The organism is Coxiella-like endosymbiont, assembly GCF_024730665.1.
GTDB lineage: Bacteria > Pseudomonadota > Gammaproteobacteria > Coxiellales > Coxiellaceae > Coxiella.
The window spans coordinates 100024-126312 of record NZ_CP084737.1; the positions used below are offsets into that span (position 1 = coordinate 100024).

Sequence of the window (26289 nt, forward strand, 5' to 3'; positions counted from 1 at the left end):
GATTGCTTTGGGTTAGTGCTTATCAGGAGCAATTATTATTGTCGATATTGCGCGTTTAATTGTTAAATTAAATTACAAATATGTGGGTATTTTAAGTTGCTAATTTAAAATCAATTAGCTGGACACCGACTTATCGTTTAGAAGTTAAATGTCCTGCTAGATTTATGGGTTACCTTGTAATCCGTGGTTTGATATTTATATAATGGGTATTATTAGCTTTGAGTGCTGGTGGTGTGGCAGACTGCTATTTTTTGCAGAGGTAGTGGCAGTTAAATTTACTGGTATAGATCAGTCATGTTGTAGTTGTATTAGCTTATGAGTATGCATTCGTTGTTATTACTAACTTTTTCAATCGGAGATTTAAGCATCATCCATTAATTCATTTGAATGAATTAATGGATGATGCTTAAATCTCTAATGACGTTTTTGCGTAATTGCTTTATCAGGCATCGGCTTATTGACTAGAAGGATATTTATGAATATGAGAGTTATTTTACAGGAAAAAGTGGTCAATCTTGGTAATATTGGTGACCAGGTATCAGTGAAATCGGGCTACGCGCGTAATTTTTTATTGCCTTATGGTAAAGCTGTACCGGCTACGCCTGAATATATTGCTGAGTTTGAAAAACACCGTGTTGAATTAGAAAAAACAGCCGCTGTATTGTTAGAAAAAGCCAAATCTAGAGCTGAAAAACTAGCAGCAAAAACTTTCAAAATTACCGCTAACGCAAGCGAGGAAGGCAAACTTTTTGGTTCAGTGGGACCTCGTGAAATTGCGGAAGCCATTTCAAAAAACGGTGTCAATGTTGAAAAACGAGAAGTTAGTTTACCGGAAGGACCAATCCGACAAGTAGGTGAATACCAGATTTCCATTTATCTTCATATGAATTTTTCAGTTACCGTGAAAATTAAAGTAGTTTCGAATAGTCATTCCATTCTTTCTGTTGAAGAAAATGAAGGAGTTTCACGAGGAGAGCGGTCTAACACACCTGGTAAAACTCCTTGATATTGAGTCCATCTATGTGTCTTCTAACCCATCTATTTAGGGAGAATCAGACAACGTCATCTAAGTGAGTATGTTCTGGCCTTAGAAGATAGAACACAGGAGAAACAATACAAAGCTTTCCTAACTATCGAAGAAAACACTACCCTTAAATCGAATAAGTTAGTGACGTTTTTTAAAAAATCATGCTAGGATGCGAAAAAAGAAATTAACTTTACTGATTATAGGGGGTCAAAGAAGGCTGTTGCTGCGTACAAAAGATTTTCATCCCTTCCTCGAACGAGATAAGATAAATATATAAACGGATAATACATCAGTTAAAGGATTCTATAAGCTTTCGGTCTACTAATATCGCTGAATTTTCCGGTAAATTAATCCATTTATCCACCATAAACAGACTGGTCCTAAGTGTATGAACGATTTATTCGCTTTTTTAAAGAAAAAGGACGAGATACCACTGCTAGTAAATCTTCATTTTCATTATGAATAGATGTAGCTGATTTGTACCAGTAGCGGCACAGTGAAGTAGTTTCTTATTTAATCACACAAGAAGTCACATAAGGAAGGTTTTACAGATTCAACTGACAACAAATGGAGCAAGATGTTCTCTTCGGTACTTATTTAATAAGAAATCTTAAGCGCTAAGTGTGTATTGATTGTAGCGAAATTAACAGAAGAAGAGTTATCCTGGCGACTGTTTCTCTCAGAGAAAGGAAAATCTGGTCATTTTCGGATTTCATCATTATTTTTCATGACTTTCATTTTTTTCTCTATTATCATACGCGAGTGAACTCAGTAAATTCTTAGTGATTCTTCTCACTGCTCAATAGGAATACCATAGTAATCCAATGTCGTCACGTCGAAAAATACAAGATTTATATCCTAAAGTGCCGCCTCATTCTCAGGAGGCGGAACAATCAGTACTAGGGGCTTTGATGTTAGACAAGCGCGCCTGGGATTGTATTGCGGATCGCATCAGTGTAAAGGATTTTTACCGATCGGATCATCAATTAATTTTTGAAACAATGACTCAACTAATCGATCAGCATATACCATTAGATTTATTGACAATTTCAGAAGCGCTAAAGACAAGAGATGAGTTGAGTGCGGCTGGGGGGAAGCTTATCTCTATGAATTAGCTAAAAACACGCCTAGCGCTGCTAACATCACTGCTTACGCTGATATCGTCCGTGAGCGAGCTATGCTGCGTCAATTGATTGAGGTGGGTACTGATATTACTCACGATGCTTTTAACCCAGATGGTCGTGACATTAAAGAGCTTTTAGATAAAGCAGAACAACGAGTTTTTAATATTGCTGAGAGTCGTACACGAGGCTTTGGTCCAGTAGCCATCAGCACCTTGCTTTCGAAAGTCACCGAAAAGATTGATATGCTGTATCATTCTGATAAAGCAATCACTGGCCTTTCTACTGGCTTCTTCGATTTAGATAAATTAACTTCCGGCTTACAGCCCGGCGATTTAGTAGTAATAGCAGGACGTCCTTCAATGGGTAAAACTATATTGGTGATGAATATCACCGAGCACGCCGCGATAAAAAGCAATGTGCCTGTACTGGTTTTTAGTATGGAAATGCCTGCTGAAGCGTTAGTAATGCGTATGTTGTCTTCACTTGGTAGCATCGACCAACACAAAGTGCGTACTGGCCAATTAAAAGATGATGATTGGCCAAGAATCGTTCACGCTATTGAGATGCTTTCAGAAACAAAACTATTCATCGACGACACGCCAGCACTAACTCCCGGAGAAATTCGTTCTCGCGCGAGACGCTTAGCGCGCGAACATGGATGCCTGGGATTAATTGCCGTAGATTATTTGCAATTGATGCATATTCCAGGAACCAAAGAAAATCGTAGCACTGAAATCTCAGAAATTTCCCGTTCCTTAAAAGCTTTAGCAAAAGAGTTAAGCATCCCTATCATTGTTCTATCCCAACTTAACCGAAGCCTTGAATCCAGAACCGATAAACGTCCGGTGATGTCAGATTTGCGCGAATGTGTGAGTGGAGATACATTGGTTTGCTTAGCGAATGGTCAGCGAATACCGATACGAGATCTTGTTGGTCAAAGTCCAGAAGTCATTGCAGTAGATGATAAAGGCAAATTAGTTCCTGCAAAAAGCGAAATTATATGGAAGGTAGGGAAACGTCCAATTTATGAGATTAAGTTAGCCGGTGGGCATTACATCAAAGCAACAAACGAACACCGACTTTTGACATCCAAAGATTGGAAATGTGTCAAAGATTTTAGGTTAGGAGATCGTCTTGCGATTGCTCGTCGTTTTCCAGAACCAGAAAGGGGAGAAGAGCGTTTGGATAATCAACTTATTTTGCTGAACCATATGACTGGAATCAGGAATTGTATCCAGCATCAGCCTCTTCAATACGTATCCACATTTCAAAACAACCTTAAAAAAGAATATATTACTCTTGTCACTTTCGAAGTTCTTTCTTTAAAAAATCAAAAAATTATACTGTTATTAAAGCATTCGTTGGAAACAGATAGCACTATTAGTTGTTGGAGAGAGAAAAGAAAAGCAATTATTCATTATACTGTCAATAGTAGTAAATTAGCTTTTGATATCCCAGCGTTATTATTGCAATTGAGTATCGTAGCGCACATTGTAACAATGCAAAATAAAAATTATTGTCCTATTTTTACGATTACAATTATGGGTGCGAAAGGTTTTAAAAAATCCTGCGAGAAATAGGTGCCTTTAGTCAGATGGCCGCTTTTATCTGGGCAGCTGCTTTAAGAGGAGCTTCATATGGTGGGGATTCTTCTCAGTTCCAATTTACTCTCTTGAAAACTAGTATGATGAGCATGATGAAATATACGGTGTTATTAAAAGATGATTACTTATTTCAGCATTGTCAAAGTGATTTACTTTGGGATCGAATTGTCTCTATAGAGAGTAAAGGAGTAGAAGAAGTTTATGACTTAACTGTGCCAGGATATGCATCCTGGCTTGCAGGCGGACTTGTTTCTCACAATTCAGGTGCCATTGAGCAGGATGCAGATTTAATCGCTTTTATTTATCGGGACGAAGTTTATTATAGTGATTCGGCGGATAAAGGAAAGGCAGAAATTATTATTGCTAAGCATCGGAATGGGCCGACTGGTAAAATTATATTAACGTTTCGTGGGCAATATATGCGGTTTGATAATTTTTCTCCTGAAACAGTTTCACCACGAATACCGTTTGGCGGAACGAGAGCATGACGCGTGCAATCGCCTCTATTAATTTAATGGCATTAAAACACAATTTTTCCCTTATAAAAAAGGTAGCACCGAGCCAATTTATTTGGGCAATGATAAAAAGCAATGGTTATGGCCATGGGCTATTGCGGGTTGCAAAAATACTATCAGAGGCAGACGCATTTGGTGTTGCCTGTATGGAAGAAGCTATGACATTGCGTGAAGCAGGCATTAAAACGCCCATTGTAGTGATGAGAGGTTTTAGCAACGAGAGAGAGTTATTAGAATTTGTTCATTATCATTTGTCTGCCGTTATCCATCAGCCAGATCAAGTCCGTCTTTTAGAAATACATCATTTAGTTTCGCCATTATCCGTATGGCTAAAAATTGATAGCGGCATGCACCGACTGGGTTTTTCAATAGAAGAGATTTCTTCTGTTTATCAGCGTTTGCAAAAATCTATTTCGGTGTGGAAGCCAATCGGATTGATGACACATTTGGCTGATGCCGACAATATCGATCATTCTTTCACAGAATCTCAAATTAACCAATTTTTTACCGTCACAGAAAATATGGAAGGTCCTAGGAGTATTGTTAATTCAGCGGGATTACTTTCGTACCCCAATGCTTTGGTTGATTGGGTGCGACCTGGTATTCTACTTTACGGTATTTCACCATTCAGTTCCGAAAACGGTATGGAAAGAAATTTGCGGCCAGTGATGACGTTATCAGCAACAATACTGGCAATCAAACAATGTCGCAAAGATGATATTGTCGGTTATGGATGCGCATGGCGCTGCCCAGAAGCTATGCCTATTGGTATTGTAGAAATTGGCTATGGTGATGGCTATCCACGTCATGCGCCAAATGGAACGCCTACTTTATTAAATGAAAAAGTGTGCCCCTTGATCGGACGTGTCTCGATGGATATGATTGCAATTGATTTACGTTCTCAACCTAATTCGCAGATAGGAGATAAAGTCATTTTGTGGGGAGATGAGTTACCTGTAGAAAGAATTGCCGAAAAGGCAGGTACCATTGGTTATGAATTGCTGTGTAATATCACTCAGCGGGTGCGATTCATTAAGGTAGAAGATGAATCTAACGATTGATATAGGAAAAATTCGCTGGAAATGTCGTCGTGGTATGCTGGAGCTGGATATTATTTTGGAAAATTTTTATGAGCAGCAATTTCAAATGTTAACTGACGAAGAAAAAATTTTGTTTAGCCAGTTACTGGATGAACCAGATCCGTTGCTTTATAATTGGTTACTACGTCATGATATTGTCCATGACTCGAAATTTGACATTATCCTAGGCAGGATCCTGTCTAATAGACAGGAGAACGGGCTAGCTTTATAAGCTTCATAAGCTAATTCAATTAGTTGAGAATGGGCTTTGTGTTAAATACAATTTCTATTTCTTCTATGAGATGTTTAGAAATATAAGTATTTATATCGAATAGATTTTCAGTATACGAGACATAAAGCAAGTGAGTAATTGATCGTTAAGTGTTTGTTAATTATTCCTTATTTTATTGAAAATGCTTTCTATCAACCGAAGTAATGCAATTCCTTCCCGCACTTCTACCTATTATTGGAACCTCCATCTATTTGAATCTAATTTGTTAACAAAAGTTGGCGATAAGTTTTACTTGAAGCGATGGCTTAAAAATGGCTATGGAATTATGTCTCACGACGATCTCTCCCTGTTGTTTCAAGCAAAAATACCCTTTCCCCAGCTTAAATAGAAAGAGGGTGCAAAATAAAAAATGTTCGGCTGTGATTTCTCGACTATTGATTTAAAAATTTTTCAATACCGGTTTTCCTTCGATTGAAAAATATCCCTTTCTGCAAATCACAGAGATACAGAATTCATCTTCAGAGTAATCATTAATAAATGTCCGGCCCCCACCCTATCGATATTCTATCGATAGGGACCCATTGGGCTTTAGCTGAGAAATAATGCAATTTCTTCTATAATTCTCTGTTTTCTGACATAATTATCGTAACTTAATTAAACCTGAAAATCTTTCTCGTTAGCACACTCTCTGATTAATTCTGTTATCCCTCTTTTTTCTTATAGGATCTTTCCCCTCTGCCGCATCAATGAGCTATCTGTAAAACTATTCTATCGATATTATTTATGGGACAATAGAAAAAGATTAGAATGTCGAGTTATACCGCAATGAGAGAGGATCAACATTCTGGATAGACAGTACTGAGCAATAGTGATATTTGTAAAGCAAATGTCTGGAAATACGTTTGGAAAAGTGTTTACAGTGACGACGGCTGGGGAAAGTCATGGGCTAGCATTGGTAGCTATTGTGGATGGTTGTCCGCCCGGATTAGTGTTGTCAGAACCAGATATCCAACCTGATATCGATCGGCGTAAAACGGGCAAGTCCCGTTTTACCTCTCAACGACGAGAAACTGATTGTATAAAAATATTATCTGGTGTTTTTAATGGCAAAACAACTGGTACGCCAATTGCTCTTTCGATTGCAAATACTAATCAACGGCCGTGTGATTATTCAGCAATAAAAGGTTTATTTCGTCCTGGGCATGGGGATTATACCTATACTAAAAAATATGGCATTCGCGATTATCGGGGTGGTGGGCGGGCTTCAGCACGTGAAACAGTCATGCGCGTAGCAGCTGGGGCAATTGCAAAAAAATATTTGCAGGAAAAGGTCCGCATCACTATTCAAGGGTACACTGCAGCTTTAGGTCCCATTAAAGCAGAAAAATTGATTTAGCGATTGCTGAGCAAAATCCTTTTTTTCCCAGATCGAGAAAAATTCCGCTACTAGAGCAATTAATTACAGGATTATATCGTGAGGGTGACTCCATTGGGGCTCGTGTTAATGTTATTGCAAAAGGTGTTCCAGCAGGTTTGGGCGAGCCTGTGTTTGATAAATTAGATGCTGAAATCGCTTCAGCTATGATGGGGATTAATGCGGTGAAAGGCGTTGAAATTGGAGAAGGTTTTTCGGTGGTTGAGCAAAAAGGCTCAGCTCATCGGGACGAAATTCGTCAAGAGGGATTTTTATCTAACCGAGCTGGTGGTATATTAGCAGGAATTTCATCGGGACAAGATATTTTGGTGAGTCTCGCTTTTAAGCCAACTTCAAGCATTCGTGTGCCTGGCAAGACCCTAGATATTAAAGGTAACGAAGTGGAAGTAGTTACGACCGGCCGCCATGACTACTGCGTAGGCCTTCGCGCGGTGCCCATTGCTGAGGCAATGTTAGCATTAGTTTTAATGGATCACTATTTGCGACACAAGGCACAGAATTTTTGAAAATGTCATTCAGTTTTTTCTGTTGCTAACCTTGAATGGCCTATATGGAATATGAGGTGTAAAATGACGATAGCCTATAATGTGGCAGTGATTGGAGCGACAGGGATAGTGGGGGAGATGATTTTACAGCTCTTATATGAGCGCCAATTCCCGGTGGGCAACATTTATCCGTTGGCAAGTGAGCGTTCGGAAGGAAGAAGCGTTTTTTTGGAGAGAAGCGTAAAAAAGTAAGTAGCCTCGCTAATTTTGATTTTTCTAGAGTACAGTTAGCTTTCTTTTCAGCAGGTGCAGAGCGATCAGCTAAATACACGCCTCGTGCTGTCGAAGCTGGTTGCGTTATTGTTGATAATACTTCGTACTTTCGCTATGACCCAGATATTCCTTTAGTAGTACCGGAAGTTAATGGGTCTTCCTTGGAAAACTACCGTAATCGTAGTATTGTCGCTAACCCTAATTGTTCGACGATTCAAATGGTCGTTGTGTTAAAACCTATCTATGATGCAGTAGGTATTTTGCGAATCAATGTGGCAACTTATCAGTCAGTCTCAGGGGCTGGTCGTGGAGCGATTAAGGAATTAGCAGAACAAACAACACATTTCTTGAATGGCCAGCCTATAGAATCGTCAGCTTTCCCTCTGCAAATCGCATTTAATGCCATTCCCCAAATTGATGTCTTTCAAGAGAATGGTTACACCAAAGAAGAAATGAAAATGGTGTGGGAAACACAAAAAATACTTGGTGATTCCGACATAGTTGTTAACCCCACAGCGGTACGTATACCTGTTTTTCTTGGACACTCTGAAGCCGTGCATATCGAAACGCGTGATCCCATTAGCGTAGAAGAGGCGAAGGAGCGCTTATCCCGTGCCCCAGGTGTTATTTTGATTGATGAAAATAATGCTTACCCGACAGCAATAAGTCATGCAGCAAATACTGATGCTGTTTTTGTAGGCCGCATTCGTCAAGATATCTCACATCCTAACGGATTAAATTTGTGGATTGTGGCAGACAATATTCGAAAAGGAGCAGCACTCAATGCCGTACAAATTGCAGAGATGCTCATTAATGAGAATTTTTATGCGGATAGTACGTTTCATTAATCATTTCTACTATATTTCTCTTTTTTAAGGTTATGATGGAAAACATCCGAAATATCGCCATTATCGCTCACGTTGATCATGGAAAAACCACTCTCGTGGACCAGCTTTTTCAGCAATCTGGGACACTGGGTGGTCGTACTCAGCCCATAGAACGGGCGATGGATTCTAATGAACTAGAACGGGAGCGCGGGATTACGATTTTGGCTAAAAATACGGCTATTCGATGGTTAGATTATCGTATCAATATCGTGGACACACCGGGGCATGCGGATTTTGGAGGAGAAGTTGAGCGAATTTTGCCTATGGTAGATTCTGTTTTATTGCTCGTCGATGCAGTGGAAGGACCGATGCCGCAAACGCGATTTGTGACACAAAAAGCATTCTCCTGGGGATTAAAACCCATTGTTGTTGTGAATAAGATTGATCGTCCTGGTGCTCGACCTAATTCGGTAATTGAGCAGGTTTTTGATCTATTCATCAGTTTAGATGCGACGGATGAACAACTAGATTTTCCTATCATCTATGCATCGGCGTTAAAAGGCTACGCCACTTTAAATTTATCTGATTCTTGCTCTGATATGACGCCCCTTTTTGAGACCATTGTCTCCAAAGTGGCGCCACCCAATGTCGATTTAAATGGCCCTTTCCAAATGCAAATTTCGTCTTTAGATTATTCGAGTTACGTGGGAACAATTGGTATTGGTCGCATTCAGCGAGGCACTATTCAACCCAATACACCGGTCGTTATTATTGATCGCGAAGGGAAAAGACGTTCTGGTCGGGTATTGCAATTGTTGAGATTTTTAGGGCTACAGAGAGTGGATATTGAATCAGCTGAAGCAGGTGACATTGTTGCTGTAACTGGCATGGAGGATATTCGAATTTCTGACACTTTGTGTGATTCTCATCAAGCGGAAGCCTTGCCGCCCCTGACTGTCGATGAACCTACTGTTAGAATCACTTTCCAAGTGAACAGTTCGCCGTTTTCGGGAAAAGAAGGGAAATTTTTGACGAGTCGTCAGATTAAAGAAAGATTACAGAAAGAATCAATCGCTAATTTAGCATTAAAAGTAATGACAGGTCATAATGCTAATAAATTCATCGTATCTGGCCGTGGTGAGCTGCATTTGTCTATTTTAATTGAAAATATGCGTCGTGAAGGCTATGAATTTTCCGTCTCCTGCCCTGAGGTTGTTCGTAAGATTATCGATGATGTCGTGTGTGAGCCTTTTGAAAATTTAGTTGTGGATATTAAAGAAAAATTCCAAGGAGATATTATCCAGGCGTTAGCAAAACGCAAAGGCAATTTAAAAAACATGTTTGCTGATGGAAAAGGACGAGCGCGCTTAAATTACGTGATTCCAACACGCGGATTAATCGGTTTCCGTGCTCAATTTTTGATGTTCACCTCGGGATCAGGGATCATGCATCATGCGTTTGATCATTATGGACCGATAATTGAAAAATCTTTTCGAACCCGTAATCGAGGTGTTCTCATTTCGAGCAGTCATGGCGTGGCTACTGCCTACGCTTTATGGAATTTACAAGCAAAAGGTAATTTATTTATTAGTCCTCAACAAGCTGTTTATGAAGGAATGATTGTCGGTCAACACGCGCGTGACAATGATTTGGTGATCAATGTTTGCCGCGAAAAACAGCTTACCAACATTCGTGCTGCTGGTGGTGACGAAAATATTATTTTGACGCCTCCCGTTATATTCAGCTTAGAACAAGCATTGCAATTTATTGCTGATGATGAATTAGTGGAAATCACTCCAAAATCCATCCGTTTGCGAAAGAAATCACTAAAAGAAGATGAGCGTCGTCGGATAGGGAAACAAAATAACTTCCTTTCAACAATGGTAACATGAGGCTCATTTATCCAACGAATGGCGGAATAAAATCAAATTTATAGAGTTTTCATATGGATTTAATGTTTCTCTCTTATACTCCTTAAGTTATGAGCAATGAAGAGAATAGGAGATAAAACTTAGTTGCATTAGTTGCAATGCCTTTTATAACTGTGTGTTCTTTCTGTAGGGAAAAAGCTCAGCAGAGAGATCCCCTTCCTTTTATCGTTAAATTTAGCAGCAACCTTATGATCCATTAATAGTCAATTTTCATTCTGGGCGAGAGGATAGGGTAGCCAATCAGCGAAGGTGACTTTATTCCAAGATATTTGATTAAAGATATTTTGGAAGAGGATTCTGAAAAAAGACAGATCAGTTATCCTGCGGTGTTTCTTCCACTTCTGTGATGTAAACAGTTGAAAAATTTTCTGAATACTACTGAATACTAATTTATTGGACTATTTATTACGCGATTAGTCATCGGTAAATTATGTGGGATGGTAGAAAAATTAGTGAAAAAATCATTGCAGTATGAAGAAATATAAATTCTCGGTAAATGATTAAGAAAAAAATTAAAATATATTTAAGAAGTGATTGAACAGCTTCTTTGCTTGATAAATAAAGCGTATCGAGGTTATTCTTTACAACTATGTTAGCCAATCAAAAATTTCTTATCGGTGTAACAGGTGCTATTGCTGCTTACAAAAGCGTGGAGTTAGTTCGTCGACTGTGCAATGAGGGAGCTTCTGTTCGTGTCGTGATGACCGAATCAGCAAAAGCTTTCGTCGCCCCATTAACTTTCCAAACAGTTTCAGGATATCCAGTAGTTAGCGATTTGTTTGTTTCTACGAGTGCTTCAGGAATGGTACATATCGATTTGGCGCGATGGTGTGATTTTGTACTGGTTGCGCCTGCTAGCGCGAATTTCATTTCACGTTTAGTGCATGGGCGAACCGATGATTTATTGACAACGCTTTGCTTAGCGACGCAAGCACCAGTTGCCGTAGCGCCATCAATGAATCAACAAATGTGGCGTAATAAAATTATCCAAGTAAACGTTAATCGATTACGTGAATATGGCATTCATGTTTTTGGACCAGCTATTGGTGCGCAGGCATGTGGAGAATGTGGACCTGGTCGATTTCTAGAGCCTCAGGAATTGATTGATCAATTGAAAATTACTTGCATGGAAAAAGTTCTACTGGGAAAACGCATATTAATTACTGCGGGACCTACCCAAGAAGCGATTGATCCCGTGCGTTACTTAACAAATCATAGTTCCGGGAAAATGGGTTATGCTTTAGCTGAGGTAGCTGCTGCGATGGGAGCGGAAATTACATTAATCAGTGGGCCGACTCAATTAATGACTTCTACAAAAATTAATCGCGTAAATGTTACGTCAACAATTCAAATGTTTGATGCGGTTATGAACCGTATCACTAACTGTGATGTTTTTATTAGTGCAGCAGCAGTGAGTGATTACCGTGCTAAAGATCAGGCTTCTCAAAAAATAAAAAAATTAGAAAAAAATATGACGCTGGATTTGGTGCGTAATCCAGATATTATTTCATCGGTAGGAAAGCTGTCTAAAAATATTTTTATCGTCGGATTCGCCTTAGAAACCGATAATTATCTTATGAATGCGAAAATTAAATTACGCCAAAAAAATATGGATATGCTTGTACTGAATGGTGAGAGTGCGTTAAACAGTGATGAAAATGTAGTAACAGTTATTGATCGTTTAGAGCAAATAAAAAATTTTTCGGCGTCAAAGACATTTATCGCAATTGAATTGATGAAGCTCTTGAGTCAGAAGCTATTTTTTAAAAAGTCCTATGATTAACATGTTTATGGTGGTAAGGAAAGGATAAGAAAATCCTAGCCATTTAAATTAAGCTTTCCTATGACCTGATCTGTGCGCCATGTGGGGCAGCGCTACTTTAGATTTTATACTTTCCGTACAGGAATGATGGATTAAATGGTTGTTGCTTGTGTGTGGTGATTAGCTGCAGTATATGATCAGGAATAGAGAGGTAGGGGAATTTGGCAAGCTGCGAAGATAATGACGTGGTTGCTTTTTTAATAGGGAATTGAAGCTACTTGAGGTGTCGGTGAAATTTAGTTTTAGTATATTTTGGAATGATATTAATGACAAGAAGTTCTCGATGAAACAATATTGTTGTTATGTTTTATTAAGTATTATACTGACTTCAATAGTTAGTTCGGCTGTCGCGCGTATCGGGAACAGAAATATAATACGTGTATAATCTTTTCAAGAAGCTGATAGTAAACTGTCAACTGCTATTACCTTTTTTGAAAAACTGGTTACTTTGAGTGGAAAGTTCTGTTGTGCCGTTTAACCTAGCTTTAATTTTAATAATAAACGGAGAAAGCTCAAAACGACGATGAGGAATGCGATATGAAAGAATGGTATGTGACATGGGAAGTGCTGATGAGAATCCCAACCAAAATTAATCTTACTCGTACTTATTTGTAATGGAAAACCATCAAGCCCTGTAAGAAGCATTAAAGAAAATCCTTCAATTGTGAATGAAACCGAGCATAAAAATACAAAGAGGCAGGTGAATTGTTGAAAGAGCTTTCGATTAGGTTTTAGCGTATGCCAAGAATTGCTTTAGGAGTCCGCTATGATGGATCATCTTATCACGGTTGGCAGGTGCAGGATGGATTGAGCACGGTTCAACAGCAAGTAGAAAGAGCATTATCAGTGGTGGCTAATCAGCCGATAATGGTCGTATGTGCAGGGCGGACAGACGCCGGAGTACATGCTAGTGGCCAGGTTCTCCATTTTGATACAGTGGCTTATCGAAGTGATCACGCTTGGATATTTGGTAGTAATAATAATCTTCCATACGATATTAGCATTATATGGGCTAAGGAGGTAGATAAGGGTTTTCATGCTCGTTATAGAGCACTTACCAGGCGTTATCGTTATGTAATTTATAATCATGAGATTAGGCCGGCTATTCTACGTAGGGCGATTAGCTGGTATTTTCGGCCGTTAGATGAAAAACGTATGCAGGTGGCCGCTCAATTTTTATTAGGGGAACATGATTTTAGTTCTTTTCAAGGGGCAGGTTGCCAATCTAAGACGCCGATACGTACTATTTTTCAGATTGAAATTTTTCGAATTCGGCGTATGGTAGTAATTGAGATTCAGGCAAATGCCTTCTTATTTCGCATGGTACGCAACATTGCAGGAGCTTTGGTAGCTATCGGTAGTGGTGAAAAAGAGCCAAAATGGGCAGAGTCTGTTTTGAAAGCGAGAGATCGACAACAAATAGGGGCAGCTGTGTCTCCGAATGGACTCTATTTAGTAGAAGTCAGTTATCCTACTGTATTTAAGATACCCAAAATACCTTTGGGGCCATTTTTTTTACCATAATTTTTTACATTAAGGTTTACTAAAAATGAATTGGTTTACGAAATTGTTACCAAAAATCTCAACACTCAAGAAAAAAGGAGTACCGGAGGGAGTATGGGAGAAATGCCCCTCTTGTGCTGCTGTTCTTTATCGAGCGGAATTAGAGCGTGGTTTGGAAGTTTGTTCTAAATGTGATTATCACATTCGAATTAATGCACGCAAACGAATCGCACAAATTTTGGATGAGGGGGAGCAAGAGGAGTTAGCTCAGGAAGTTATCCCTGTCGATCCTTTAAAGTTTCGTGATTCAAAAAAATATAAGGACCGTCTAAGTGCAGCACAAAAAACCTCGGGTGAGAAAGAGGCGCTTGTTATTTTTAAAGGGAAAATTTTTGGTATTCCTGTTATGGTAGCTGCATTTAATTTTGATTTTATTGGAGGATCGATGGGTGTTGCTGTTGGAGAGCGCTTTACGGTAGGTGTTCAAACAGCTATGGATGAAAAATTGCCTTTTATTTGTTTTTCGACAAGCGGTGGGGCACGGATGCAGGAAGGTTTATTTTCATTGTTTCAGATGGCTAAAACCAGTGCGGTGTTAGCGCGTTTAGCTGAGTGCCAAATCCCTTATGTTTCGGTGTTGACAGATCCAACCATGGGTGGAGTGTCAGCTAGTTTAGCGACACTTGGGGATATCATTATTGCTGAGCCTAAAGCGTTAATTGGTTTTTCAGGGCCTCGTGTTATTGAGCAGACCATTCGCCAAACTTTACCAGAGGGTTTCCAGCGCAGTGAATTTTTACTAGAGCATGGAGCTATTGATATGGTTGTTGATCGCCGCAAACTTAAACAAATGATTGCTTCTTTGATTGCGAAATTGATCCATCAAACTTTACCTGATCTTCTTTCAAAAGAAGTTGCGTTGTAGAAGAAAAAGTTGCCTCCTATCTTTTTTCTATTGAGTTTGAGTTCTAAAACATATAGATTCTAGCTAATGAAAGAGTGGCTTTCTTACATCAGTAAGCTGCATTCGCGGGAAATTGATTTAGGATTGTCGCGAATTGTTACGCTTGCAGAAAAACTATCATTGAGAGATTTTTCGTGTCCAGTAATAACAGTGGCAGGAACGAATGGTAAAGGATCAGTAATTAAATTTTTAGAAAGCATTTATTTAGCTGCAGGATATAGGGTAGCCGCATATACATCTCCTCATTTGCTGCAATTTAATGAACGGTTGCGTATTAATGGTTATTCAGTATCTGATGAAGAATTGGTTGACGCGTTTTCTTTTGTCGAAAATAATCGCGATAATCAACCCCTCAGTTTTTTCGAATTTACGACTTTGGCGATTTTTTATATATGTAAAAAACAACCATTAGATGTTTTGTTATTAGAAATAGGATTGGGTGGTCGTTTGGATGCAGTAAATATTGTGGAACCTAATGTGGCTGTCATTAGCAATATTGATATTGATCACACGAATTATTTAGGGAAAGATCGTGAGTCTATTGGACGGGAGAAAGCAGGCATTATTCGGTGTCATAAACTGATTGTTTGTGGAGACCCAAACCCTCCTAAGAGCGTACATGAAACGGCAAAAAAATTAGAGGCACCATTTTTTCAATTTGGAACCGATTTTTTCGCGAAGGTTGGTGAAGGGATATGGGAGTGGCAAGGTCCAGAAACTGTTTTTGAGAAATTACCATTGCCTGAGTTAAAAATTCAAAATGCGGCAACGAGTTTAATGGCGCTGCATTGTTTGCAAGGACGTTTGCCGTTATCTCTGGATGCTATTAGAAACGGGATCAACAAGGCTGTTTTGCCAGGACGATTTGAATGTGTGAAAAACCCAGCGCCGATTATTTTTGATGTGGCTCATAACCCACAGGCAGCCCGTTATTTAGCAAAAAAGCTGCAACAAACTGCCTATTCTAGCCGGAGAACGCTAGCTGTGGTTGGAATGTTAAAGGATAAAGATATTCGAGGTACATTGGAGTCGATGCTTTCTTGCGTTGATCAATGGTATATAGGGGGACTGCAAAAAGAGGTTCGTGGGGCGACGAGTGAAAATTTGATGAAAGTTTTAGTAGAGTGTAAAGAAAATAGCGCAAGAATTTGCTATAGTTTTGTTTCTGTGACAGAAGCTTTTGAGGGGGCGCTTAATAATTGCGGATCTCAGGACAGAATTATCGTTTTTGGCTCTTTTCATACAGTAGGGATAGTAAAACAATATTTATCTGGAAAGGTAAATGATGGAGATTAGAACTAAACAGCGTTTGATTGTGAGTTTGGTATTACTCGCTATTCTGACGATATTTTTTCCGTTACTATTTTGCAGTCTACACCCATCGATGAGCTTGTTTATGCTAATGACAGCTGTTCTTATGACGCTATTACTGATTAAATCGGTTACTCAGTTGCAGCTTCATCATACTCCGTCTACATCAGTAGGGACTATCACTGGAAAAACAGACTCGACTTCTTTTTCTTTATCTCCCCAACCCGCTCAATTATTGATAATATCCAAAGTGGTTGCATCGAAACCACAGCCATTACAGATGCCTGTTAAAGTTATACTGGCAGTAATACTATTCTTAGTGCCAGTGAAAGTAAAACCTAAAAAATTTTTTGTAAAAAAAGTCTTGTTCTACTTAATTTCTTTTATCTACCTTACTAACAAAAGTATTGGTAATTCAAATAGTGAGGTTTCAGATTCTTTTAATAATGCGGATGCTTGCTGAACCTGGTTAGGTACCAAGAGTTTTAATGTTTATAGAGCTGCAGAGTAAGGGAAATAAAATGATTATCTGGGTTTTCGTTTGTCCTGACATCAATCATAATAAAATCAATCAGATTCGGAAGACGTTAAAACAACAATTACAATTAAATAGTGCTATCAGAAAATATGTCATACTTTAATTGGGTTGATTTTACGATTATTGGCATTATTCTTTTTTCTGTCATCATCGGTTTTTTCCGGGGATTTTTACGTGAAACAGTTTCTTTAATTATTTGGCTGTCTGCCATTATAGTTCCATTCAAATTTGTTGATTGCATGCAGGTACATTTAAAAACTTGGATTGTATCGTATACTATTCGATATGTGATAACTTTGATAGCATTGTTCCTGGCTATTTCTATCATCGGCATTTTTTTAAATATGGTGATTCATACGTTAGTCAGTAAATCAGGGCTTAGCATCACTGATCGACTGTTAGGAGTCTTCTTTGGTGCGGTTCGGGGTTTGTTCATCGTTACAGTTTTGTTAATGTTTGCAAGTGTTGTAAATATTCAAGACAGCAGTGAATTAGCGCAATCGCGACTTGTGCCCGGCTTTAAAAACATCATTACTTGGCTTCACCAATTTTTTCCGCAGCAACTTAAATATTTTTCTCAATGGCCATTTAGCAAGTCGAATGAGGGTACTTAATAATGTGTGGAATTGTGGGTATTCTTACCAATGGTGCTGCCAATCAAGCGCTTTATGATGCCCTCACTATTTTGCAGCATCGAGGTCAGCATGCAGCTGGTATTATTACCAGTGATGGCAAGCGAGTTTTTCTTCGTAAATCAAATGGATTAGTGCGAGATGTAATTCGTGCCACGCATATGCCGAGTTTAATAGGAAACATAGGTATCGGACATGTTCGTTATCCCACGGCTGGTTCCGAAAGCTCCTCTGAATCGCAGCCTTTTTATGTTAATTCTCCGTATGGTTTAAGTTTGGTACATAATGGTAATCTCATTGATGTAAAAGAGTTAACGAACGATTTAATACGAGCGGATTTGCGTCATTTAAATACTACTTCTGATTCTGAAATTTTACTTAACGTCGTAGCTCATGAATTGCAAGGGATTGGTGTGGTGGGAGTTAAGCTGACACCGAAACAATTATTTAAAGCTATGAGTAAAGTTTACCAGCGTGTGCAAGGTGCCTTTGCGGCGGTGATGCTAATTACTGGATATGGTTTGCTTGGATTTCGTGATCCTCATGCTATTCGTCCTCTAGTGTATGGGAAGCGGAATAACGGTAGTGGTCCTGAATATATGTTCGCTTCTGAAAGTATTGCATTAGATGTGTTAGGTTTTGAACTCATCGATGATGTAGGGCCAGGAGAAGTCATCTACTTTGATTCTAATGGAAATATGCATCGGCAACAATGTGCGAGATCAATTAGTCATTCTCCCTGTATTTTCGAATATATTTATTTGGCGCGTCCTGATTCCATTATGGATGGAGCATCCATTTATCAAGCGCGTACAGGGATGGGCATAAGTCTGGCGAAGAAAATTTTACGTGAGCGTCCTGATCATGATATAGATGTGATTATTCCCGTTCCCGACACAAGCCAAAATGCAGCTTATGCCTTAGCGAACAGTTTACGAACCCCATATTCGGAAGGATTTGTAAAAAACCGCTATATCGGTCGAACTTTTATCATGTCAGGCCAGGCAATGCGACGCAGTTCAGTACGTTTGAAATTAAATGCCATTAAGGCTGAATTTGTGGATAAAAGAGTTTTGTTGGTGGATGATTCGGTTGTGCGTGGTACGACATCCAAAGAAATTATCCAAATGGCACGCGATGCCGGTGCTAAAAAAGTATATTTTGCTTCGGCAGCTCCGCCTGTTCGTCATCCTAATGTATATGGAATTGATATGCCAACGACAACCGAATTGATTGCACATGATAAATCGGAAGAAGAAATTATACGTTTGATTGGAGCAGACTGGTTGATTTACCAAGATCTCAAAGATGTCTATGAGGCGATTAATAATGCAATAACTCCCGATAAACCTAAAATTGAGCGGTTTGAAGATTCTATTTTTACTGGAGATTATATTGTTGGTAATATTACCAAAGAATATTTAGATGAGCTAGCTAAATTACGTAACGATGCAGTAAAATCAAAAAAACGTGTCTTTGGTGAGTCAGAATTCATAAATGAATTGCTTTAAGATCTACTTTCAAATTCAAAAGAATCAGTATTATAAAAATATGAGTAGTTGTTATGGTAAGTAGTTTTTTCTAGACCACAGATCCTAAAATAAGAAGCAGATTTGTCATTTTATGCTCTTTTAAGGGTCTATTGCCTTGTGGCTAAATAAGGTCGTATGTATCCATCAAAGATGGTACGTAGAGAGCGATATTTAGAAAAACATTTAAATCAACAATGGTTATATTAAAACAAACGATTAATTAGTGCTTTTTCTAGTAGTTGCCAAGTATAGCTATACGAAGTTAATTTGAATATCGATTTCCTAAGCGACGGAGAAGCGGCATGGGAATTTTGATCTTTTTTCTTTCAAGAAAAAGGCCAGTGTGCTGCTTCTATGTCGGTGAATACCCCCTCAATTAAAAGTATCAATTGGGCGACAACTAGGATCAATGACTGTGGAGACTATATTCTCGATTATTTAATTTATTTAGTTAAGAAAGCTATGGGTTAAAGAGATTAAAGCTCTGTAGAAAATCGAATGCTATCATATCAAAAACAATTTTCTTTGTTTGGAATGGTAACTAACTGAGATATCAAAGCCAAAAAACCATGGGAGAGATTGATAAGCACTTAAGGTAGATGGTAGATGGGAGTAGTGGTGATGAGCATGTATTTGCATTATATACTCATTTTTATTTTCTTTAGTGAGTAATTAGAATTGTAAAGAAGGTATTTACAACGATTGAAGAAGCACTGACAGATATTGCAAATTGGACCGAGCCGACACGACGACTATCTATTTCTTCGTTTTCTCGGTAGCAGCGTTTGCGACTCGTCGTTTTGCATATTTTTTACGGAAACGCTCGATGCGTCCCGCTGTATCGACGATCTTCTGTTGACCTGTATAAAATGGATGACATGCCGAGCAAATCTCAAGGTGAAGATCGTGGTCTAATGTAGACCCTGTTGAAAAAGTATTCCCACAACTACAGGTTACCTCAATTTGCTGATAAGTAGGATGTATCTCCTTTTGCATGATGCCTCCCGAATTAGACTCCCCACTATAACGTAAATTATGCTATGCAACAAGTAGTTTCCTTGAGATAAAGTGATAATCTATATGCTAAATTTTCTTGAAAAATGAAACCTTTTGTCTGTTAATGGAAAATTAGAATTTTATTTCAAATGCAGGATAAGGATAGAGTATCTATAATCTAGTTTGCAAAAGTGCTTCGGAAATTATAGCGGCTAAATTATAAATGGTACACTGGGTGTGAACTTGTTCATTTAATGGGTGCTGTTCATAGATAATTCTATTTGATGGTTATGTATCATTCACCAACGCAACCGGTAGCACCGTATCATCGATGTGTTTGTAGCGGTCAATCAGGCGCCGTTCTGGGCTAAATTTCTGATAGGATTGCTCAGCCGAAATATATACTAACTGAGTTATCAGCTACTTTTTTATCATTATTCTTTTTTAGACAATTTTGAAGTAATCAAATAATACCTCTATGGCAGGTCGGTTAATTTCCTTAACGAACGACTAGGGCTTTCCGCAGTTTCTCTTTCTGCTGAAAGATAAAACTGATTATAAGTGGATTTTAGATGAAAATACAGAGATAAAAATTTAAGATTCATCAACGGCATATATTTTTAGTGCATGGATATCTGTTTTCATTAAATCATCTAATGCTTCGTAAATGAGGCGGTGGCGTTCTAACAGGGTTTTATTGTTGAATGCTTTTGCAGTAATTGATATTGTAAAATGACCTTTACCCCCTGCACTTGAGTGATCCTGGTGGTAGCGGCTTTCATCTGTCACGATTAATTTTTTAGGGTGAAAGGCATTGGTGAGCTGCTTTTTAATTTGAGTGAGGCGTTTTTCCCTCATTCTGGTAGCACCTTGCGCGATAGCACACATATATAGACATCGGTAGTGTGTTGTAACGCAAGAGTAGCAGCGGTAACCCCTCTTTTCTCCTCTCTACTAATGCTTTTTAGTGGCAGCGTCATCAATATTCGTTGGATAGGGACCGCAATTAACAGTCGATTGTTTTCTTCCAGTAATTTCAAGTGTTGTAAACAATTTGGTCGTACATATCTACGGTATTCAAGGCTGTCTTGTCGATTTTTACAATAAAAAGCGTAATACATTAACGGGTATCTGTTTTGGTATTTTGTGGCATATATCTGGCAATGCAAAAAGCCTGTCCAAGAATAAAGACTAACATAAGTCCAAGCGTACCAAACAATTTAAAATTAATCCATATGTTGGTATTAAAATGATAGACAACGATTAAACTTAAAATACCGAGAATCAGAAAAAATAACACCCAACTCAAATTTAAACGGGACCAGGTTTTCGGGGACAATTCAATTTTTTCTTTGAGCATTTGGCGAACAAGGATATGTTTTCCAAAAAAATGATTACTCAATAAAACAATTGAAAATGTCCAGTTATAATGGTCGGTTTCCACTTAATAAAAATGGCTTTATGGAAAATTGAAGTACATCCGCCCAATAGTAAAGTGAAAATCAGGGCAATCAGATGGAATTTTTCGAATCGATGGAAACGAATCCAATAGGTGCTCACTTGAAGAGCCGACACTATTATAGCTACGACCGTAGCAACATAAATTCCATAAAATTTGTAAGCAATAAAAAAACAAATAATGAAAAAAATAATCAAATAAAATTTCATCAAAAAATAATCTTTTCTGCTTTTCTATGTACAATGTTTCATAGTATCATTATCTAAGTTACGATGGCTGTTCGTATATCCGAAGAATCTACAACCCCTAATAAAGCGCGCGATGGAAACAATTCAAAACGGTGATGTTCTCATTTTCAGACGGAATTAGCTTATTCTTTAGAATGCGGATTTGGAAAATAAGACTGACGTGCTTTTAGAATATGGCATCATGTCATTAGTTGAATGGAAAAACGGCCGTCTTCCAAACTTATCTAAGGCTTAAGGGCTTATAATAGAAAATAGAAGAAAAATTGAGAAGTTCTTTTGAGGAATTATTCTTAAGTTTATGCCTCTGTTGGATAAATAACTATATTGAAATAGAATGAAAGATTAACAAAACAAGCAAACCTGATTGTCGGTGGAGGCTTCATTTGCAGTGGGAAAAGTTTCGTTGATTACACTAGCCAAGAGAGCCCGTTGTACTTCTGAAAGAGGTGGTCGGAAAATCAAAAAAAATTTAAGAAATGAGCATTCCTTATCCCGCGGTCTTGGATCCTGGAGTCTAGAGTCAAGCCTCAAGATAGTAAGTAATTGGCTTTTTCAACAGCATTTACAGTACAATGCACTAGTTGCGTTCTCTCTCAAAAACAATATGAGATTTCGTGATCATTGTTCCATGGGGCTTTCGTGCATAAGCTACTTATAGAAACTAAACGTTTGCTTTAAGGTGAATACGAGCAAGAGTAACTTTATAAGGTATCGCTTTCCCTGTTCATTAAGGTCATTGAAAAATTAATAGTGCATAAAATCAAACAATCTCATCTTAATAGCCATCCGGCGTTACTCCTTCATCTGACAGGGGGGGATAGTTAAATACAATAAGCGGGAGGGACAAAACTCTTTTTAAACAGGGCTTTTTAGTTTTTTGACCTGATGGGCATATGGATCTTGGCTTTAACTTTAGTCTAGAGCACCTTTCTTAAAGGAAAAAGACTCGAAATAGACTGAAAAAGAGACCGCTCGTATCTTATGAACAGATATTCGAGAAATGGTAACTTTCCTGGATATGAGGTATTATGCTTAACTATATTACTTAGCAACACGAATTAGTTATGGCAAATCAAGATATTGACGGGTCAGCCATTGGAATGGGATATTAAAATATCTGGTCGAAGGATAACTCAATTTCCAGAGGATCTTTATATACCACCTGATGCGCTGCGGGTGTCTCTCGAAGCATTTGAGGGGCCACTCGATCTCTTACTCTATCTTATTAAAAAGCACAATATTGATATTTTGAATATTCCAATTGTAGGAATCACATACCAATATATGCAGTTTGTAAATCTTATGCCAAAAATACAATTCGAACTCGCCGCGAAATATCTAGTAATAGCAGCCATGTTGACTGAAATGAAATCTCGGCTTTTATTGCCTCAACCCATAGTAGCAGAAAAAAAGTGGCTAATCCGCGTGCTGAATTGGTACGCTGCTTACAGAAATACGAGCGTTATAAAAAAGCAGCTTGCGAATTAGATAGTTTGCCACACGTCGAGCGGGATACTTTCATTGCAGACGCTGCAGTACCACTAATAACACCGACAGAAATTTATCCAACGGTCGAGTTGCCTGAGTTGCTAAAAGCACTCAAAGCAGTGCTAAACCGAGCTTCACTTTTCGGTGCGCATCCCATACCGCGTGATCTTCTGTCCATTAGAGAACGAATGTCACGCATTGCATCGATTATCAATAAAGGAAATTGCATCCTGTTTACCACTTTATTTACAGCAAAAGAAGGACGAATGGGAGTAGTAGTGACTTTGATTGCTATTTTAGAATTAATTCGTCAGTCGGAAATTGAGCTCGTCCAAATTGAGCCATTTGCGCCTATTTACTTTTATTCCAAGAGATAATCATGATTAAAGTCAATCAAAAATCCATTCTTGAAGCAGCATTATTTGCTTCTACCAAACCTTTAACGATAGATCAATTACGACAATTATTTGACAAACATGATTTGCCTTCGATAGCTGAAATAAAAGACTTATTATCTGTACTCAAAGAAGAGTATCTAGGTCGAGGTGTAGAATTACAGGAAGTCTCAAGCGGATATCGTTTTCAAGTCAAAACGGATTTTTCTTCGTGGTTACAGCGACTGTGTTGGAAAAAACCAGTCCGATATTCTCATGCCTTATTGGAAACATTGGCACTCATCGCTTATTGTCAACCTATTTCCCGCGGGGAAATCGAAGAAATTCGAGGTGTATCAGTAAGCTCAGCTATCATGAAAAAATTATTAGATCGAGAATGGATCAAAGTAGTGGGATATCGGGATATGCCTGGAAAGCCCAGTGTGTTTGGCACAACTAAATATTTTTTGGATTATTTTAACTTGAAAGATTTAACTGACTTACCACCGCTTAAAGAAATTGTAGATTTTGAAAAAATAGAATTAGAATTACGTAAAAAATTAGCGTTAGTAGTGGGAAAAGAAACAGTACCGACTGACGAGACGAATAGTCAAAAGAGGAGACCGCACTCAAAAAATATTGGCACGGACCAGATAGGGCTCCGCGGCGCGATATAAATTAGTTTAGCTAGGCACGAAAGAGTTTAGGGGTTGTAAAATTATTTGATTGTTTATCCCTCTATGATCCCTTATTAGGCGAAGTTTTAGCCTGCATGGATCTTGGATCTCACTGTTTTTGCATCGTTGCCTCTTACTATTTCTTTTAATTTTTATATCCATACCTTTATCGAGTGCGTACAGACAGTGACTACAAGGCTTTGCAAAACTAGGAGTGCTCGCGTGAGCAGTATCACAGATTTTAAAGGGAATTAACAACTGACGGAGAAGGAGCGGTAATCAAACCTGGGAGGAATAAAATCCTCCGCCAGAGAATTAGTTCTGGAATTTGGTTAAACAGTGATCTAGCCACACATTTGATGATGTAATGTACAAAAGCGCACTACAAGAGCTTCATACAGTAAATCAGCGACTCATTCTGGAGTGGTTGCTTGCACTAGAATAAAGCGAGATGATGATTTGCAGTGTATAGAAACCAAATCAGTTTATCTATTTTTAAATAATGTTCGATAAAGTCCTGGAAAATATAAACCAAGACTTAATAATTGCCAGGTCACTATTTAAGGTGATTTTTACTATATCAGTAAAGGGCTTGCAGTAACTAGGGCGAATCCTTTGGGGATAGTAAAATTGAAAGAGATAGAAGGATAGTCGAAGTAAACTATTGTGAATGGAGTTGAGATAAGCAAGCTCGTAAAAACAGAGTGGATACAGTCGATGATCTAACTAAATTTAGATATCGATAATTCGATAATCTACTACCTATAAGAAATCGGAGATTACATTAATTAGCGCAGCGGCGATGTTTGTATAGGTGCATTTTCTGTTTTTTGTGTTTTTGTGTGTGTAGACCGATAATAATATGATCCGAGTATTCTCCAACTATGTAGCACTTAAAAGTTTTGGAATGTCTGCGTGATTATGCTGCTATCGGAATCTATGCAAATGGCAAATGGTAGCACGAATATTGAGTGTTTGAACATATAGCCCCGTGTTAAACTGGCAACTTTGCCTTGATTAAGAGGATTTTTAAGTATAACGATAGGAAGTTCGTTAATTGGTAACTGTACTAATCCTATACTGCTATCCTCGACAATTAATTTTATCCATATAAATAGATTCCAATGATGTTCCGTATGCTGGTTCTGCATCGTAGTTAGGAACAATAATGGCAACATTGGATGTAGGTAGAGCTTGATCATTTTTTCGGCAGTAAATCCATTGATATATTTTCTTTCAAGACGGGATCAATCATCAGAAAAATTTACTTTTTACAGGAGAGAGTCCTAAGGCTATCTGATTTTCTAGTACTTCTAGTTTTTGTGCACACTGTATGACAGGGCGTAGCAACACATTTAGTATCATCATAAAATAATTTATAAAAATCCAATACGATAAACAACAAGAGACGGGGTATTGCTGCTTTAATACTCGGATATTAACGCACTGTGTTTGGATGTTCGTATCTATATTTTCTGTGAAATCCATATTTATAAAGGCCTAGTGAAGGTCTTGGTGATACTCAAGGAATATTGTGATATTTTGAATTCTCGCTTAGTGGGAAGATAGCTGATAATGTTCCTCCGAGGAATTAAAAATGGATCTTAATAGTTATCACTTAAGCCGTCGACTAGGTTTTTATTTAAAGGCCAAAGGACTTAAATTAGCTGCGTCGGAATCGTGTACGGGTGGGGATTTTGTCGGATCATTACGTGCGTTCCAGGTAGTTCAGCCTGGTTTGATTGTGGATTTGTTACGTATAGAAATTAATCTAAAATAAAATGTCTCGGTGTCAATTTTGGACTAATTGAAAAGGAAGGCGCAGTAAGTAGGGCAGTAACGTGTAAAATGGCATTTGGTGTGCTAGAGCGAAGTGACGCAGATATTGCTGTGGGCATTACAAGTATTGCGGGACCGAGCGGTGGAGCAAAAAAAGCCCATCGGCACGCGGTGTGGATTGTTATTGCAAGAAAGGATGATGGTTTTATGGAATGTCGAAAAGTCTTTTTTTGAAAGCGGGCGCAAAAATATACGCGATTCTTCGACCGCTTATGCGCTAAAATGGTTAATTGAATTAGTTGAAAATAGATGACGAATACCATTCGGTATCTTTTGTTTATGGAATACCTTCTGTGGCCTGACCGGCATAATAGCGGAGTTGATAAATTTCAGGATGAGTTAAGAATAATAACTTAATGTTAATGTTTATTAGA

General features: G+C 38.3%; 18 protein-coding genes and 6 pseudogenes. 20 read left to right on the forward strand and 4 right to left on the reverse strand.

Going from position 1 to position 26289, the window contains the following annotated elements:
- Window positions 1–475 precede the first annotated feature (475 nt).
- The 15 genes and pseudogenes from rplI to purF form a co-directional block, all read left to right on the forward strand.
- A pseudogene (rplI, locus tag LG660_RS00415) lies at window positions 476–934 on the forward strand (50S ribosomal protein L9); the annotation flags it as partial.
- A gap of 917 nt (window positions 935–1851) precedes the next feature.
- Window positions 1852–3731: pseudogene (gene dnaB / locus LG660_RS00420) on the forward strand (replicative DNA helicase).
- A 143-nt stretch (window positions 3732–3874) separates the two neighbouring features.
- A pseudogene (locus LG660_RS00425) lies at window positions 3875–4243 on the forward strand (DnaB-like helicase C-terminal domain-containing protein); the annotation flags it as partial.
- The gene (gene alr, locus LG660_RS00430) at window positions 4240–5331 is read left to right on the forward strand and encodes an alanine racemase (RefSeq protein WP_258267464.1); all 1092 of its coding nucleotides are present in this window, start codon (window positions 4240–4242) and stop codon (window positions 5329–5331) included. The pseudogene LG660_RS00425 and the gene alr, both read left to right, overlap by 4 nt.
- A complete protein-coding gene (locus LG660_RS00435; protein ID WP_258267465.1) occupies window positions 5315–5581 on the forward strand; it encodes an FAD assembly factor SdhE in 267 nt (88 codons plus the stop codon). Before alr ends, LG660_RS00435 begins: the two co-directional genes overlap by 17 nt.
- Before the next feature lie 886 nt (window positions 5582–6467).
- Window positions 6468–7522: pseudogene (gene aroC, locus LG660_RS00440) on the forward strand (chorismate synthase).
- A gap of 63 nt (window positions 7523–7585) precedes the next feature.
- A pseudogene (locus tag LG660_RS00445) lies at window positions 7586–8622 on the forward strand (aspartate-semialdehyde dehydrogenase).
- A gap of 32 nt (window positions 8623–8654) precedes the next feature.
- Complete coding sequence (gene typA, locus LG660_RS00450; protein WP_258267466.1) at window positions 8655–10493, forward strand: translational GTPase TypA; 1839 nt, start codon at window positions 8655–8657, stop codon at window positions 10491–10493.
- Between the two features lie 628 nt (window positions 10494–11121).
- Window positions 11122–12315, forward strand: coding sequence for a bifunctional phosphopantothenoylcysteine decarboxylase/phosphopantothenate--cysteine ligase CoaBC (gene coaBC / locus LG660_RS00455; protein WP_258267467.1), 1194 nt, complete (start codon window positions 11122–11124; stop codon window positions 12313–12315).
- Between the two features lie 777 nt (window positions 12316–13092).
- The gene (truA, locus tag LG660_RS00460) at window positions 13093–13878 is read left to right on the forward strand and encodes a tRNA pseudouridine(38-40) synthase TruA (RefSeq protein ID WP_258267468.1); all 786 of its coding nucleotides are present in this window, start codon (window positions 13093–13095) and stop codon (window positions 13876–13878) included.
- Between the two features lie 25 nt (window positions 13879–13903).
- Complete coding sequence (accD, locus tag LG660_RS00465; protein ID WP_258267469.1) at window positions 13904–14782, forward strand: acetyl-CoA carboxylase, carboxyltransferase subunit beta; 879 nt, start codon at window positions 13904–13906, stop codon at window positions 14780–14782.
- Between the two features lie 66 nt (window positions 14783–14848).
- The gene (gene folC / locus LG660_RS00470) at window positions 14849–16117 is read left to right on the forward strand and encodes a bifunctional tetrahydrofolate synthase/dihydrofolate synthase (protein ID WP_258267470.1); all 1269 of its coding nucleotides are present in this window, start codon (window positions 14849–14851) and stop codon (window positions 16115–16117) included.
- Between the two features lie 106 nt (window positions 16118–16223).
- Window positions 16224–16595 carry a hypothetical protein gene (locus LG660_RS00475; RefSeq protein WP_258267471.1) on the forward strand — a complete coding sequence of 124 codons (372 nt, stop codon included), beginning with the start codon at window positions 16224–16226 and terminating at the stop codon, window positions 16593–16595.
- Window positions 16596–16759: 164 nt separating this feature from the next.
- Window positions 16760–17284, forward strand: coding sequence for a CvpA family protein (locus LG660_RS00480; protein WP_258267472.1), 525 nt, complete (start codon window positions 16760–16762; stop codon window positions 17282–17284).
- 2 nt (window positions 17285–17286) lie between these two features.
- On the forward strand, window positions 17287–18813 hold the full coding sequence (purF, locus tag LG660_RS00485) for an amidophosphoribosyltransferase (RefSeq protein ID WP_258267473.1): 1527 nt from the start codon (window positions 17287–17289) through the stop codon (window positions 18811–18813).
- Between the two features lie 777 nt (window positions 18814–19590).
- On the opposite strand, the gene rpmE is transcribed toward purF, so the two are convergent.
- From rpmE to LG660_RS00500, 3 genes and pseudogenes are all read right to left on the reverse strand, one after another.
- The gene (gene rpmE, locus LG660_RS00490; RefSeq protein WP_258267474.1) at window positions 19591–19830 is read right to left on the reverse strand and encodes a 50S ribosomal protein L31; all 240 of its coding nucleotides are present in this window, start codon (window positions 19828–19830) and stop codon (window positions 19591–19593) included.
- Between the two features lie 594 nt (window positions 19831–20424).
- Complete coding sequence (locus LG660_RS00495; protein WP_258267475.1) at window positions 20425–20718, reverse strand: BolA family protein; 294 nt, start codon at window positions 20716–20718, stop codon at window positions 20425–20427.
- A gap of 232 nt (window positions 20719–20950) precedes the next feature.
- Window positions 20951–21498: pseudogene (locus LG660_RS00500) on the reverse strand (septation protein A).
- A 1119-nt stretch (window positions 21499–22617) separates the two neighbouring features.
- Here LG660_RS00500 and LG660_RS04360 point away from each other — a divergent pair.
- Genes LG660_RS04360 through scpB form a run of 3 tightly spaced genes read left to right on the forward strand, consistent with a single transcriptional unit; the run spans window position 22618 to window position 24076 of the window.
- A complete protein-coding gene (locus LG660_RS04360; protein ID WP_373566688.1) occupies window positions 22618–23025 on the forward strand; it encodes a segregation and condensation protein A in 408 nt (135 codons plus the stop codon).
- A complete protein-coding gene (locus tag LG660_RS04365) occupies window positions 22950–23402 on the forward strand; it encodes a segregation and condensation protein A (RefSeq protein WP_373566689.1) in 453 nt (150 codons plus the stop codon). The genes LG660_RS04360 and LG660_RS04365 overlap by 76 nt, the downstream gene beginning before the upstream one ends.
- A 2-nt stretch (window positions 23403–23404) precedes the next feature.
- A complete protein-coding gene (scpB, locus tag LG660_RS00510; protein ID WP_258267476.1) occupies window positions 23405–24076 on the forward strand; it encodes an SMC-Scp complex subunit ScpB in 672 nt (223 codons plus the stop codon).
- 1264 nt (window positions 24077–25340) lie between these two features.
- Here scpB and LG660_RS04370 read toward each other — a convergent pair.
- Window positions 25341–25505, reverse strand: a complete 165-nt coding sequence (locus LG660_RS04370) for a MutS N-terminal domain-containing protein (RefSeq protein WP_373566711.1) — start codon at window positions 25503–25505, stop codon at window positions 25341–25343.
- Between the two features lie 168 nt (window positions 25506–25673).
- Between LG660_RS04370 and LG660_RS04475 the strand changes: the two genes are divergently transcribed.
- Window positions 25674–25856: a hypothetical protein gene (locus LG660_RS04475; RefSeq protein WP_444861384.1), complete on the forward strand. Its 183-nt coding sequence runs from the start codon at window positions 25674–25676 to the stop codon at window positions 25854–25856.
- A gap of 26 nt (window positions 25857–25882) precedes the next feature.
- Window positions 25883–26089: a CinA family protein gene (locus tag LG660_RS04480; protein ID WP_444861390.1), complete on the forward strand. Its 207-nt coding sequence runs from the start codon at window positions 25883–25885 to the stop codon at window positions 26087–26089.
- Window positions 26090–26289 lie beyond the last annotated feature (200 nt).

Coding starts and splice junctions, on each gene's coding strand:
- alr (WP_258267464.1), top strand. CDS start 4,240: ATGACGCGTGCAATCGCCTCTATTAATTTAATGGCATTAAAACACAAT.
- LG660_RS00435 (WP_258267465.1), top strand. CDS start 5,315: ATGAATCTAACGATTGATATAGGAAAAATTCGCTGGAAATGTCGTCGT.
- typA (WP_258267466.1), top strand. CDS start 8,655: ATGATGGAAAACATCCGAAATATCGCCATTATCGCTCACGTTGATCAT.
- coaBC (WP_258267467.1), top strand. CDS start 11,122: ATGTTAGCCAATCAAAAATTTCTTATCGGTGTAACAGGTGCTATTGCT.
- truA (WP_258267468.1), top strand. CDS start 13,093: ATGCCAAGAATTGCTTTAGGAGTCCGCTATGATGGATCATCTTATCAC.
- accD (WP_258267469.1), top strand. CDS start 13,904: ATGAATTGGTTTACGAAATTGTTACCAAAAATCTCAACACTCAAGAAA.
- folC (WP_258267470.1), top strand. CDS start 14,849: ATGAAAGAGTGGCTTTCTTACATCAGTAAGCTGCATTCGCGGGAAATT.
- LG660_RS00475 (WP_258267471.1), top strand. CDS start 16,224: ATGACAGCTGTTCTTATGACGCTATTACTGATTAAATCGGTTACTCAG.
- LG660_RS00480 (WP_258267472.1), top strand. CDS start 16,760: ATGTCATACTTTAATTGGGTTGATTTTACGATTATTGGCATTATTCTT.
- purF (WP_258267473.1), top strand. CDS start 17,287: ATGTGTGGAATTGTGGGTATTCTTACCAATGGTGCTGCCAATCAAGCG.
- rpmE (WP_258267474.1), bottom strand. CDS start 19,830: ATGCAAAAGGAGATACATCCTACTTATCAGCAAATTGAGGTAACCTGT.
- LG660_RS00495 (WP_258267475.1), bottom strand. CDS start 20,718: ATGTGTGCTATCGCGCAAGGTGCTACCAGAATGAGGGAAAAACGCCTC.
- scpB (WP_258267476.1), top strand. CDS start 23,405: ATGATTAAAGTCAATCAAAAATCCATTCTTGAAGCAGCATTATTTGCT.
- LG660_RS04475 (WP_444861384.1), top strand. CDS start 25,674: ATGGATCTTAATAGTTATCACTTAAGCCGTCGACTAGGTTTTTATTTA.